The sequence below is a fragment of the Veillonellaceae bacterium genome (assembly GCA_012523975.1).
GTDB lineage: Bacteria > Bacillota > Negativicutes > JAAYSF01 > JAAYSF01 > JAAYSF01.
In genome coordinates this window covers 1-13,881 of record JAAYSF010000041.1, presented here as the reverse complement: position 1 = coordinate 13,881, position 13,881 = coordinate 1, and the positions used below count along the sequence as shown (strand labels likewise).

At 47.0% G+C, this 13,881-nt stretch carries 14 protein-coding genes; all 14 read left to right on the top strand.

Translation table 11 applies throughout. The features are described from left to right. The first annotated feature begins 1 nt into the window (after position 1). Complete coding sequence (locus GX348_05535; protein ID NLP41652.1) at positions 2–346, top strand: phage holin family protein; 345 nt, start codon at positions 2–4, stop codon at positions 344–346. Between the two features lie 145 nt (positions 347–491). Next, positions 492–1,295, top strand: coding sequence for an HAD family phosphatase (locus GX348_05530; protein ID NLP41651.1), 804 nt, complete (start codon positions 492–494; stop codon positions 1,293–1,295). Between the two features lie 21 nt (positions 1,296–1,316). Beyond that, positions 1,317–2,039, top strand: coding sequence for a 2-phosphosulfolactate phosphatase (locus GX348_05525; GenBank protein NLP41650.1), 723 nt, complete (start codon positions 1,317–1,319; stop codon positions 2,037–2,039). 113 nt (positions 2,040–2,152) lie between these two features. Further along, positions 2,153–3,295, top strand: a complete 1,143-nt coding sequence (locus tag GX348_05520; GenBank protein ID NLP41649.1) for a glycerate kinase — start codon at positions 2,153–2,155, stop codon at positions 3,293–3,295. A gap of 158 nt (positions 3,296–3,453) precedes the next feature. Then, positions 3,454–4,032, top strand: coding sequence for a hypothetical protein (locus GX348_05515; GenBank protein ID NLP41648.1), 579 nt, complete (start codon positions 3,454–3,456; stop codon positions 4,030–4,032). Between the two features lie 273 nt (positions 4,033–4,305). Beyond that, positions 4,306–5,196, top strand: a complete 891-nt coding sequence (rapZ, locus tag GX348_05510) for an RNase adapter RapZ (GenBank protein ID NLP41647.1) — start codon at positions 4,306–4,308, stop codon at positions 5,194–5,196. A gap of 48 nt (positions 5,197–5,244) precedes the next feature. After that, positions 5,245–6,606 carry a YvcK family protein gene (locus GX348_05505; protein ID NLP41646.1) on the top strand — a complete coding sequence of 454 codons (1,362 nt, stop codon included), beginning with the start codon at positions 5,245–5,247 and terminating at the stop codon, positions 6,604–6,606. Positions 6,607–6,620: 14 nt separating this feature from the next. Continuing rightward, positions 6,621–7,562 carry a DNA-binding protein WhiA gene (gene whiA / locus GX348_05500; protein NLP41645.1) on the top strand — a complete coding sequence of 314 codons (942 nt, stop codon included), beginning with the start codon at positions 6,621–6,623 and terminating at the stop codon, positions 7,560–7,562. After that, positions 7,562–8,320, top strand: coding sequence for a polysaccharide deacetylase family protein (locus GX348_05495; GenBank protein NLP41644.1), 759 nt, complete (start codon positions 7,562–7,564; stop codon positions 8,318–8,320). Before whiA ends, GX348_05495 begins: the two co-directional genes overlap by 1 nt. Before the next feature lie 111 nt (positions 8,321–8,431). Beyond that, positions 8,432–9,772: a cytochrome c biogenesis protein ResB gene (locus tag GX348_05490; protein NLP41643.1), complete on the top strand. Its 1,341-nt coding sequence runs from the start codon at positions 8,432–8,434 to the stop codon at positions 9,770–9,772. A 1-nt stretch (position 9,773) separates the two neighbouring features. Next, positions 9,774–10,601, top strand: a complete 828-nt coding sequence (gene ccsB, locus GX348_05485; GenBank protein ID NLP41642.1) for a c-type cytochrome biogenesis protein CcsB — start codon at positions 9,774–9,776, stop codon at positions 10,599–10,601. Positions 10,602–10,648: 47 nt separating this feature from the next. Further along, positions 10,649–11,122 carry a cytochrome C nitrite reductase gene (locus GX348_05480; protein NLP41641.1) on the top strand — a complete coding sequence of 158 codons (474 nt, stop codon included), beginning with the start codon at positions 10,649–10,651 and terminating at the stop codon, positions 11,120–11,122. Continuing rightward, entirely contained in the window at positions 11,115–12,398 is a 1,284-nt protein-coding gene (locus GX348_05475; GenBank protein ID NLP41640.1) for an ammonia-forming cytochrome c nitrite reductase subunit c552, read from the top strand. The genes GX348_05480 and GX348_05475 overlap by 8 nt, the downstream gene beginning before the upstream one ends. 311 nt (positions 12,399–12,709) lie before the next feature. Further along, positions 12,710–13,881: ShlB/FhaC/HecB family hemolysin secretion/activation protein (locus GX348_05470; GenBank protein ID NLP41639.1), on the top strand; the 1,172-nt coding region annotated here is incomplete at its 3' end.

Sequence of the window (13,881 nt, the reverse complement as noted above, 5' to 3'; positions counted from 1 at the left end):
GGTGTGTGGTTTTTTAATGCGCATTATAATTAATGCCGCTGTGCTGTTTTTTGTAATAACTGAACTGCCGGGTATCTTTGTTGATACCTTAGGCAGCACCTTGGCAGGTGCCGCGATCGTTGGTTTTGCCAATGCGGCGGTCAGACCGCTCTTATCGCTGGCTTCGATGCCATTTGATTGGCTGACGGTAAGCGGGGTAACTTTCTTTACCAATATTGCTGCTCCGTTGATGGTCTTTAAGGCCCTCCCGGGCTTTCAAATATCCAGTTTTTTTGCGCCGCTGGCTGGAGTGTTGCTAGTAACAGCTTGCAGTTCAACCTTGTCAAAAATGATTCGGGATCGTTAGAGAGAATCGTGCCTTTGCCGAGGCGGATTCTCTTTTTTACAGTTGAGGGTTGTTACTTTCCAGCATGGCCGATAGACGAGATTTAAACGTAGAATTTCGGGATATATGGGGACAATATATAGGTATTTTGTGAGTGGAGGTACATATGGACATTAAGTTAGTTGCAGTCGATTTAGATGATACATTGCTTGATAAAAGCAACAAGGTTTCGCCACGGACGGCGGACGTTATTCGAAAGGCGGTAGCGCAGGGGGTCACTGTCACGGTAGCTACCGGGCGGATGTATCAGTCAGCTGTTAGGTTTGCCCGGCAGTTGGAGCTGGACGTACCCATTATCACTTATAACGGCGCGCTGATAAAAGCCTGCTTATCCGAGGAAGTTCTATTTGAACGGCCGATTGAGTTGGAAACCGCCCGGGGCGTGCTTCAGCTTTTCAAGAAGCATGGCTGGTACATTCAATCCTATATTGACGACATACTATGCGTCGAAGAAATCAACGATAAGGCTCGCTATTATGAACAAATGACCAAGGTCGAGGCTATCGCTGTTGGAGATATGGTATACAATCCGCAAAAGGCACCGACTAAGCTGCTGGCAATTGCCGAGCCGTCTGAGATTGAAGTCATGTGGCAGACAGTAGCGGCTGAATTTGGCGATAAATTGTACATAACTAAATCAAAAGCCAACTATCTTGAGATGGCCCACCCCAGTGTCAATAAGGGTCAGGCACTGTGCTTTCTGGCGGACAAGCTGAATATTACCCGCGAACAGATTATGGCCGTGGGGGACTCATTAAATGATCTTGATATGATTAAGTACGCCGGTTGGGGCGTAGCCATGGGCAACGCCGTCGAACGTGTTAAAAATTCAGCGCAAGCCGTGACTTTATGCAATCATGAAGACGGGGTGGCCGAGGCAATTATAAAGTATGTTCTGCGGCAGGACTAGACTAGCAGAGGAGCTATAATCATGAAAATTGATGTTGCATTTTTGCCCAAAGATATGGAGGGCATGAATCTCAGCGATACCGTATGTATTGTCTTGGATATTTTTCGGGCAACAAGCAGTATGACGACGGCGTTGGCCAACAACTGCAGGTGCATAATGCCGGTGTTGTCAGTTGAGGAGGCTCATGCCCTTGCGGAAAAAATCGGTCCGGTTTTGTTTGCCGGCGAGCGCAAGTCGATTAAAATTGACGGGTTTAATTTCGGCAACTCGCCTTATGATTTTTCGCCGGATAAGGTCCAAGATAAAACAATTGTTATGACTACCACTAACGGCACTGTTGCCGTTAAAGCTACTGAAGGGGCTTATCGTACCCTAATCGGAGCCTTTGTAAATGCTACGGCCGTCAGCCGTAAGGCCGGCCAATACGGTAAAGATATTTTAATGGTCTGTGCCGGTACCGACCGGCTATTCTCGCTGGAAGATGCGCTCTGTGCCGGCTTGTTAGTTAAAAAGCTGCCAGCCGTCGCTGGAACGGAGCCTATATTGACTGACGCGGCCCAAGCTGCCGTATTGCTATATGATCAGGCTAGCGACAAACTTGCCGATATTGCTGTCAACAGTCGAAACGGCAAACGCTTATGCGACTTGGGGAAAACTGATGACGTTGAATATTGTTTTAAAATCGATTTATTGGATATAGTACCAGAGTACCGGGATGGCAAGATAGGCTTGTTTGACGAGTAGCTAAATAAAATTGCAGGTTCGGCAGGAAAATTCGTAATTTTTTCTAATATTCTTATAATGAGTTGATATTTTTGGATTATGCAAGGTACAAAAGGTGAGGGAGTGATTGTCCAGTGCGTATTGTAGTAGCTCCAGATTCATTTAAAGGCAGTGTTTCAGCATTAGGTGTTGCCAACGCTATGGAAAGAGGCATTTTAACTGTTTTTCCCGAAGCCGAAGTATTGAAAGCGCCAATCGCCGACGGCGGCGAAGGGACGGTTGAAGCGCTGGTAGAAGCGACCGGCGGTCAAATCATCTACGAGCAAGTTATGGGATCGATTGGTGAGCCTGTCAAGGCTTATTGGGGTATATTAGGCGATGGTGAAACCGCGGTTATGGAAATGGCAGCCGCATCGGGCTTGCCGTTAGTTCCCCAAGACAAGCGCGACCCGCGCGTTACTACTACTTATGGTACCGGCCAGCTAATGAAGTCGGCTTTAGAAAAGGGCTTGAAAAAAATTATTATCGGTATCGGCGGTAGCGCTACAAATGACGGTGGTACCGGCATGGCTCAAGCGCTTGGCGCAAGATTTCTCGATGCCTCCGGCAAGGAATTGCCGCAGGGTGGCGGTGCCTTGGTGAACTTAGCGCAAATTGATCTGTCAAATATGGATCCTCGTGTGGCCGAAGCTGAAATAATGGTGGCCTGCGATGTCGATAATCCACTGTGCGGTCCGCGCGGCGCGTCGGCAGTATATGGTCCGCAAAAGGGCGCGACCCCGGAAATGGTAGCCGAGCTTGACAACGCGCTTGCCGTTTACGCTAAAGTTGCTGAAAAAGCAACCGGCAAAGATATGGCTAATTATCCCGGCGCCGGTGCAGCCGGCGGTTTGGGAGCAGGTCTTTTGTTCTTTACCAACGCGGAGCTGAGACCGGGTGTTGAGATTGTGCTTGAGGCTGCCGGCTTTGAAAATATGGTAGCAACAGCCGATTTGCTGATAACCGGCGAAGGCCGGACTGATTTTCAAACAGCCTTTGGCAAAGCTCCGGTTGGCGCAGCTAAGGTCGCCAAACAGTATAATGTTCCTGTTGTCTGCATTGCAGGTGGCTTAGGTGACGGCGCTGACGATGTGCTATGTCAGGGAATTGACGGTTTGGCTAGCACAGTACCGCAGCCTATGTCGTTAGAAGAATGTATGCAGGCCGGCGATAAGATTGTTGAAGACGCTACCGCCCGCGTATGCAGATTAATAAAAGTTGGAATGAGTATGAAGTAAATGAGACCCCGGCAACTGCCGGGGTTTTACATTTTTTTGCTTTTTTTGTTATTTGTACAACCGACCGAATCATAAAATCTAATAACTTATTGCTGCGGGCGTTTAAAAGCTCCGCTTTCAGGAATGTATACGGCGAATAGGCAGCAAAGGAGGTTATTATGCTTAGGTTGATTCAGGTCGAATGGAAGTTTTTTGTCATTCTATTGCTGATATTAACCGTATTTGGTATCGGCTACTACGAATACAAACAGTATCAATCGACAAAACAGGAGAAAGCATTGCAGGCCCCTAACATTACTATCAATACGGCTGGGGAAAAATCAAAGCCAGGTGAGCCGCAAGTAGTATATGTTCAGGGTTCAAACTCTCATACCAAAGAAATTGTGTATGTTCCTAAAGAAATTGATTCTAAGACCGGTCAGACTGAGAAAACCGATGTCCAATTCGAACGAAAAGAGGGTAAAATCTATGTTAAGGTAAATGGCAAAGATTTTGAGGTTCCGGCCGAGGTAAAAGAGGATGTTAAGTTTGAGAAGGGTAAATTAGTTGTCACCGAACAAACCGAGATGCGGGTCAATATCACCGCTCCAAAACCGTTGTTTAATGTAGGTCTAGGCTGGTCTAAGGAAGGTCCGGCCGCTCAACTTAACGGCCCGTTGTATAAGAATGTTTCGTGGTGGGTATACGGCGACAAGGAAACGATAGCCGGAGGGGTACAGTTCCCGATAATGAGGTAGTAGGAGCAGTCGTCAGGGTCAAAATGCCCCGGCGGCTGCCCTTTTTTAAATATGATTATCAGCGTGAGAACATTGCGTTTTGCCCCGTAGGGGGAGTTTTGCTTTTTTGTCGGGATTGCCATATAATTGTAATAAAGGGAGGATATCCACAACATGAAATTCCCCCCGCTCAGGTAATTGATACTTGAAGTCGATCTAGTTTACCGTTATTTAACGCGGCACAGTAACCGTAATAAGTCTATCGAATAGTCTAATTTGCCGGGGGTGTTACCGATGGAAGAAGTTCGTTTAGTAATTATAACTGGCATGTCGGGCGCGGGGAAAACCCAGGTCGTTCGCGCTATGGAGGATCTGGGATATTTTTGTGTTGATAATTTGCCGCCGGCTCTTATTCCTAAATTTGCCGAGTTATGTGAGCAGACTGGGGGCCGGGTGAGCAAAATTGCGCTGGTCGTTGATATTCGCGGGCGAGAATTTTTTGATACCTTAATCCAAATGCTTGAGGGAATGGAAAGCCGGGGCGATATGTTTGAGATGCTGTTTTTAGAAGCATCTGATGAAACACTTATCCGCCGCTATAAAGAAAGTCGGCGTCGCCACCCGATGTCGCCGCATGGGCGAATCAGTGAAGGTATTGCCCGTGAGCGTGAGCGCCTTGAACATGTCCGTGGCCGGGCGACCCATATTATTGATACATCAGACTTGTCGACTGCTAAATTAAAAGATAAAATTGCAAGTTTATTCGGCTGCGAGAGTGAAGCTGAACGAATGACGATTACTGTTGTTTCATTTGGTTTCAAGTTTGGTGTGCCCCTTGATGCTGATATGGTATTTGATGTGCGGTTTTTACCTAATCCATTCTACGTTGAGTCGCTGCGCCGTAAAAGCGGTATAGTGCCTGAGGTCAGCGAGTATATCTGGAAATGGCCTATTACTCAGCAGTTTATGGAAAAGCTGGGCGGATTAGTTGATTTCTTAGTGCCTAACTATATCCGCGAAGGCAAAAGTCAGCTCGTTATTGCGATTGGCTGTACAGGCGGACTGCATCGGTCAGTCTTTGTCGCCAATAAGATCTATGAAGGTCTGAGAAGCAAGGGGTACAAGGTAACAATCGAACATCGGGATGTAAAACATAATGACGTCGAAGTTCATCCCGAGGGTTAACAACAGAATATTGCGGGGGTTATCCCCGCTTAAGCGCAGGTGTGATTAATGCACTTTCTGAAATGGCTTTATCCTGGCATAAAACTAAAGCGCTGGCTGCTGCTGTTTTCGGTCGGAGTTATTGCTGCCAGTATCGGCTTGGCGATTGTTTTTAACTATAAGTATGTCGGTGCGATTGAGGAAACAATCTTTCGTATGGCATATCTGGCGACCGGTAACTACTATTATACAGTTACCACAATTGTCGGTATGACCATCATAGCCAGCGGGTTAGTTGTTATGACTTTAGCTACGCAGCAAATTATCCGTTCAGTTATCAGCGTTGTAATTCCCGAGGGCGCTGACCGGCTGATCGAGATAATATTCGAAAAACGCAAGCTGACAAGGGGCCCGGCAGTAGCCGTAATCGGCGGCGGTACCGGCTTATCGGTGCTGCTTAGAGGTATTAAGAGTATCACCAGTAATATAACGGCTATTGTCACGGTTGCCGATGACGGCGGGTCATCCGGTCGGATTAGGGAAGATTTAGGGATTATTCCGCCGGGTGATTTGCGCAATTGTCTGGTAGCATTGGCCGATACTGAACCGCTCATGGAAAAACTGTTCCAGCATCGATTCGGCGGCGCTGGGGATTTAGCTGGGCATAGTTTTGGTAATTTGTTTATCGCGGCTATGACTGAAGTTTTGGGCGATGTGGAAAAGGCGCTCAAGGAATCAAGCAAGGTTTTGGCAGTCCGCGGGCAAGTGCTTCCGGCGTCGACGCAGACGGTGCGATTGCTTGCCGAAATGCAAGACGGCACCATTGTTGAAGGTGAGTCCCAAATACCAATGGCCCGAAAGCCGATAAAAAAAGTCACGTTGCAGCCCGAGGACGCCGAGCCGGTTAAAAGTGTGCTTGAGGCCATTAATGATGCTGATGCCGTAATTCTCGGACCTGGCAGTTTGTATACCAGTGTGCTGCCTAATCTTTTGGTCAAGGGTGTGGCTGAGGCGCTGCGCGAGACGCAGGCTGTTAAGATTTATATTTGCAATGTGATGACCCAACCGGGTGAAACAGACGGCTATACAGCTGCTCAGCACGTAAAGGCCATCCTGGAACACGCCGGGCCGGTTATCGACTACGTTGTTGTTAACTCCCAGGATGTTGCGCAAAGCCTTCAGACGGTTTATGCCAGTCAGGGCGCTTTTCCGGTTAAGGCTGATACAGAGGCTATCGAGGCCATGGGTGTTAAGGTGGTCGAAGCAAATATTATCAGCGAGACAAATCTTGTGCGCCATGATCCCGTAAAATTGTCCAGGACAATAATTTCCATGATTTACAACCTCAAAAACAACTCGGAACGGATGCGGCTGCTGGACTATTATCTTATAGCCGACAATATCAAGAAACTTAAAGATCTAGAAGATTAAGCGGAGGAATAACCTTGTCTTCATATTCCACTGACGTAAAAAATGAACTGGCCCGCTTAGCCGGTGAACGAAGCTGCTGTCATTTGGCTGAATTAGCCTCTCTCATGCGGATGGGTGGGACCATGTTGATCGGCGGCAATCGTAATTTAGGGGTAACTTTTACAACTGAGAATGCTGCTGTTGCCCGCAAGGTGCTTAGTTTGATTAAAAGCGGGTTCAGTCTTAAAACTGAGGTCGTGGTTACGCGGGGGCGGCGCCTTAAGAAAAACAACAGTTACTTAATCAAGGTAGTGCCTTCACCGGTTGTAACCGAACTGTTGTCAGCGTTAGGCATTATGAAGGGTGATGGCATTAACATTGGCAGTGACTCAGGCATTCTCAGAAAATCGTGCTGCCGGAGGGCTTATCTGCGTGGCGCTTTTCTCGGCGGTGGTTCGGTAAGCAAGCCGGAAGGAGAATACCATCTTGAGCTTGTCACCTCCAACGTCGATTTTGCCAAAACCTTGGTACGGCTGTTAAAGAACTTCAAATTACCGGTCGGCATGACTAACCGTAAAAAAGATTATATCGTTTATTTGAAAGACGGTGACGCCATAACATCTTTTTTACGGATTATTGGCGCGCATAATGCCCTAATGGCGTTTGAAAACGTGCGGGTGGTAAAGGATATGCGCAATCAGATAAACCGCCTAGTGAACTGCGAGACAGCCAATCTCCAGAAAACTGTCAATGCTGCTATTCGTCAGGTTGAGGCTATAAGATACATAAAACAAACGATCGGTCTTGAAAAGCTGCCGCATACTTTAAGGGAAGCCGCTGAGGTCAGGCTGAACCATCCTGAGGCCGCATTACAGGAATTAGTTGAGATTCTAGGCGGGCATATTGGCAAATCCGGCATCAATCACCGCTTGCGCAAGTTGCAGCAGATTGCGGACGATTTGAAAGAAGGAAAATAATGGGACATGCTAACAGGCTATGGGCGTTTTACGCCTTTTTTATTGCACTAATCTTTATTTGGTTTATTCTCCCCACATCTGGAGTCCCCATCCTTGCTTACCATCGCGTAAGAGATGATGCGGATATTTATAGTGTCAGCCAGGCTCAGTTTGAAGAGCAAATGAAGTATTTAGCCGATAAAGGATATACTGCTGTCTCCTTGGCGCAATTAATTGATGCTGCCGAAGGAAAAAGCAAACTGCCGAATAAACCGGTTGTTATAACCTTTGATGATGGCTATGCCGACAACCTGCTGGCAGCACTGCCGATTCTAGAGAAATACCGTCTCAAAGCAACGGTTTTTGTTATCAGCCGTTCAGTCGGTCAGGAAAACTATTTAACCTGGGAGCAAATCAAAGAATTACAGGCTCGGTCTACCGAGATTGGTTCACATACAGCCAGTCATGTTGCCTTAAGCACGCTCGGCCGCCAGCAGCGCGAGTCTGAGGTGCGTATCTCAAAGGCCGTTCTGGAGGAAAAACTGGGAACTCCTATTAACTTTATAGCCTATCCGTATGGCGCATACGATGCTGAACTGCCAGGCATTTTGCAGCAAGCAGGTTATCGCGGTGCCTGTACCGGCGTTGCTGGGCTGAATTTTGCAGCCGCCAATCCATATTTGCTTAAACGTGTTAATGTGCTGCAGCCCAAATACGGCTTATGGGAATTTAAAGCCCGTCTGCTGCGCGCTCATATTTATGCCAAATTAGGAGCATAGCTTTATAGTGGGATAATTTGGGGGAAATAATTATATAATAAGGATATTGACAAGATCGTATATTAATAATAAAATTATCTAAAAAGTCAGTAATCTTTACATGGGAGGGCGATGATGGCCGAAGGACCGGTAATTCCTCAAAGTGAAGCTGGTAAGACCCAAAATAGGGGGATATTAAATCAATTGTTCCGCGGGTTTGTGTCAATGAAGACCGGAATTGGGTTGCTTTTTTTATTAATGGCGGCCGCTTTCTTGGGAACCTTAATTCCCCCTGGACGTGAGAATGTACTGCTAGGTGATGTATATCATACGTGGTGGTTCAGATTATTGCTAGGATTGTTATGTGTTAATGTTTTAACCTGCAGTGCCCGACGCTTGCCAGTTTTGTGGAAAGCAACGGTATCACCACAAGTTAGTCCAATACCTAAGCTGGACAGTTTGCCCAACTATCGGCAGCTAACTACTCAGTTGCCGATCGAGGGTGCGGCGGTGACGGTGGCAAATTTGTTGGCCCGCGACGGGTTTCGCATTAGAACAGATCAGGATGAGGCAGGGCCGATAATCTATGCCGAACGGGGACGATTAGCCCCCTGGGGGACGCTTACTGTGCATTTATCGTTGCTGGTAATCACAGCAGGTGCGCTCTATGGCAATATATACGGATTTAGTCAGGATATAGCTCTACCGGTCGGCAAAGCTATCGAAATATCAAGTTCGCAATACCCCGGTGTTAAACAGCCATTCAGTTTAAAACTCAATAATTTTACCACTGAATACTATAAAGATGGGTCGGTTTCTGACTGGATTAGCGATATCACCGTTGAACAAAATGGCAGTAAGGTGTTGAGCCGGGAAGTGAAGGTTAATCATCCGCTCGAATATAATGGAATAATGGTATATCAATTTTCATACGGTACTAGTCTGAACACGCAGATAACTAACTCCAAGGGAGAAGTTGTAAAGGAGGCCAGCGTTGCTGAGCATGGGGTGCTCGAGAATGACGGTATAGTAGTTAGGCCGATGCGCTTTATTCCGGACTTTAATCCCGACCAGCCCATGGTCAGTATGTCGCCTGAGCTGCGCAATCCCCATGTTCTCTACATAATTTACCGCAATGGACGTGAAGTGGACTGGGGAGCGGCAAAGCTTGGCGAGGTAATACCGCTTGGTCATAATACGGTCAAGTTTACTGCCGCTCAGCCATTTTCCGGCCTGCAGATAAAACATGATCCCGGTGTACCGGTTGTATGGTTTGGGTTCATTATGATGGCTGCAGGCTTTTTTGTCAGCCTATATACAAGGCGTCTAAGGTTATGGTTGACTGTGACGAACAAAGCGGGTACGGCAAAGGTTGACATAGGCGGGCAGGGTAATCGTGAATTGTTTGGGCAGGTAACCGATAATTTAAATAAGCATCTGGCACCGGCTGGAGCGAGCAGGAGGAAAACTTAATATGGCAGAGTACGAAGCGCAGTATTTTACTTTTGCATTTTTTTGTTATTTTGCGGCGAGCTGTTTTTATATTGGTTATTTAGTATGGCTGAAGGAAAAACTAGCAACTGTCGGACTGCTATTAAGTATAGTCGGTGTTATATCTAATACTTTGGCGATTATCTCGCGTACTTTCGTTTCAGGTCATCTTCCGTTTGCCAATATGTACGAATTTGGCATGGTACTGGTCTGGGGCATAGTTTTAATTTATTTCGCTATAGAATACCGGTGCAAGCGCAAGGCGCTGGGTGGCTTTGTCTTGCCAATGGCCTTTGTTCTGGCAGGAGTATTTTCGTTGTTTTACCAAGAGGCGCGGCCATTGGTGCCGGCCCTAAAAAGCAACTGGCTGCTGATTCATGTTCTAACAGCAGTTGTGGCTTATGGAGCACTTGCGGCATCGTGTGCTATTGCGGCAACGTATTTCTTAAAACTCAAGCTGGAACAAGGCGGTAATGACGGCCCACTGGCTGGGGCTCTGCCGGAGCTCGACACACTTGAGAATATGGCCAATCAATTAATTGCTCTAGCACTGCCTTTCCTGACCCTGCTTATTTTAACGGGGGCGGTATGGGCCGAGTACGCTTGGGGTTCGTACTGGAGCTGGGACCCGAAAGAAACATGGTCGCTAATTACTTGGCTGGTTTACGCTGTATATCTTCATGGTCGGGCAGCGCTAGGCTGGCGGGGCAGTAAAGCCATGCTATGGACAATAATTGGATTTATAACGGTGCTGTTTACCTTTATCGGCGTCAATGTGCTGCTGCCAGGTCTGCATAGCTACGCGCTTTAGCATACTCGATTAGGGGGGCTCAGCGACATGAGAAGGGAGTGGAAGCCTTGGACACCGAACAATTTTTTAGCCGCAACTCCGTAAAACTGATTTTGCTGGGGGCTGTTGCCGCTGTATTGGGTGTGGCAATATTTGGAGCCGGGTTAGCATACGCTGATAAGCCATTATTTTGTGGCAGTTGTCATTCAATGAAACATGTTACGCTTACGTGGCAAGCATCCAACCATAAGCAGTTTAGCTGCGGCGAATGCCATTTACCGCAAGACAGCCTGCTTGCCAAGCTGTATACCAAGGGGGAAAATGGTATGCGGCATACTTATCATGAAGTGTTGCGGGATTATCCGGATACCATTCGGTTTACCGAGACGGCTAGAGTGATTGCCAACAAAAACTGCTTACGCTGTCACGCTTCAACGATTGAGGGCACTTTTATGTCAGCCGGCGGTGCTGACTGTACCAAATGCCACCGTACTATTCCGCACAGACAAAGTCAGCCGGATGGAGGGGTAAAAGTTGAGTAGGATGCAAAAGTTTTTAGCGGTATTCGCTGGGATACTGGTACTGTTTTTCGGTTTTGTTGTTGTCCGGGTCTGGGCCGTTAAACCGCCGGATAGCATCAAACACACATCAATTCCAGCTGGAGAGTATGACCCAGCTGTGTGGGGCAACGCCTATCCTTTGCAATATAGCAGTTATCAGAAGAATTTAGAAATGGCTGATTCTCCTACAGGCTATAACGGCAGCAATAATTATCAGAAGGCTGAACGTCAGCCTGAAATCTATACCAACTTCAAAGGCAATCCCTTTAGCAAAGATTATACTGAAGACCGGGGACATTTATATTCTCTTGAAGACTTGCAACATTCCAAGCGGATTGGCCCAACTAGTAAAGGGGCCTGTATAACCTGTAAAACGCCATCCCTTGAAAAGTTCTATAATGAAATGGGCTGGGCATATGCAAATATGCCGCTGACGGAATTGCAACAGCAGTCCAAGCACCCGATAAGCTGCGCTAATTGTCATGACCCCGAGACAATGAATTTGCGCGTTATCAACCCGGCATTTATTGAAGGAATGTCACGGAAGGGTGTTGATGTGACAAAAGCCACCCGTGAAGAAATGCGCAGCTATGTCTGCGGTCAGTGTCACGCTGAATATTACTTTGTACCAGGTACCACGCAAGTTGTCTTCCCGTGGGATAAAGGTTATACGCCGGAAGAAATGTATCAATACTATGCCGCTAACCCTAATGGGTTTGAGCAAGACTTTGTCCATCCCGACTCAGGGGTTAAGGTGCTTAAGGCCCAGCATCCTGATTTTGAGGAATGGGCTAACGGTACACATGGCAAATTCGGTGTATCCTGTGCTGACTGTCACATGCCGTTTGTGCGGGAGAGTGGCAAGAAGTATTCATCGCACTGGATGACAAGTCCACTTCGGCAAGTTGAGCAGGCCTGCTACCCTTGTCATACCCAGGGGAGTGACCAGCTTTATAACCAAGTAAAAGCCATTCAGGATAATACTTGGCAAATGCAGCGGCGAGCAGGCGAACTTGTTGCCCGAGCACATGGCGCCATTCAAAAGGCCGCAGCCGTCCCCAACGCCAACCAGGCTGAATTGGCCACCGCACGCGAACATTTACGCCGGGCGCAATGGTACTGGGATTTTGTTGCCGCAGCTAACGGCGGCGGATTCCATAACGGAATTCAGACCTTGCATACGTTAGGGCAGTCAGCTGATTTTGCCTATCAGGCAATCGAGGCCGCTAACCGCGCGGCAGGAAACAATACACTATAGAAAAAACCTCCTGTCGTAGGATAACTACGATAGGAGGTTTTTTTCATGGGAAAATGCTTCCTGTCAAGGGGATGGTTTGGACAGCATGGCAAATAAAATTCTATCTGTGCTCGTGGTGCCATTCGACATAAACTTACTAAATTATACAGATATAGGAATTTTGTGTCGGGAATATAGGACTAAAGTCTCGGAGGGGAATCTTGACATAAAGGCAAATTTACATTACTTGGTATAAAAGGGAAAAACTCCTGGATTTCGTGGGACACAGAGCAGAAGAATGATTGATATTTTAGAAAAATGCGAGGGTGTTTATGAAGTTACAAAGATTAAGCAAAATAATGTTTCTGTGCACTGTCATAGGGATAAATGGTAGCGTTTTAGCCGCACCGCCTAGTGACGAGATATTGCAGCAACAAGAAAGCATCATTCAACAAAAAGAACAGGAGCTTGCGGCAAAACGCGTTGAAGCAGAGCGGGAAAGACAAAGCAAACGACAGATGACAACTATCCATAAACAGAAAAACAATCTTGCCGGTTTTACCTTGCCGGAAGAGCAGAACAGTTTTAAAATAGAGCACTTTTACTTGAAAGCAGATCGGTTTGCCCATAAATTTGGCTGGATCAACGAGTACCTTCAGCAATTCGCCGGCCAGAGAATTGGTGTACAAGGCATTAATATGTTGATGAACAAAATCAATACTGAGATCGTTGACCGCGGGTATGTAACAACCAGAGTGTATGTGGAAGAGCAAGACCTGTCACGGGGCAGGATGTTTTTTACGTTGGCACCAGGTACAATCGCCAACATCCGCTTTGCTGATCCCGGTACCTGGGGAACATATGGCAATGCTTTACCTATGGGCAAAGGAAGTCTGCTCAATATCAGGGATATCGAGCAGGGATTGGATCAAATGAAGTACATCCCTTCCCAGGATGTGGATATTAAAATCGAACCGGCTCAAGAAATGGGACAAAGCAACCTGGTCATTCATGTCAAAAGGAGTAAACCATGGTCGCTGGTCTTTACGCTGGATGATTCCGGCACCAAAGAAACCGGCAAAATGCAAATGTCGACGGCGTTGGAGCTAGATCAGCTACTTTCAGCAAATGATTTATTCTATATTTCCTGGAATAGTGATGCCGAGCAAGCCGGAGAACGAAAAGGCACACGGGCAAACAGCATCTTTTACTCAATCCCATTTGGCAATGACCGTGTCTCCTACAGCCACTCCCATAACGAATACCGTCAAACAGTTACTAATGCTGTGCTTCCCTTTATCTCTTCCGGGGAATTTAGCAGTGACCAACTGAGTATCAGCCATTTATTGCAGAGAAACCAAACCAGCAAAACCGACCTGGAGTTTGCTATTCTTCATAAAAAGCGCCGCAGCTATATAAACGGTACCGAAATAGAAGTGCAGCGACAGGATACTACCGCCATACAAACAGGAGTGTCCCACCGGCAATATATTGGCAAAAGCGT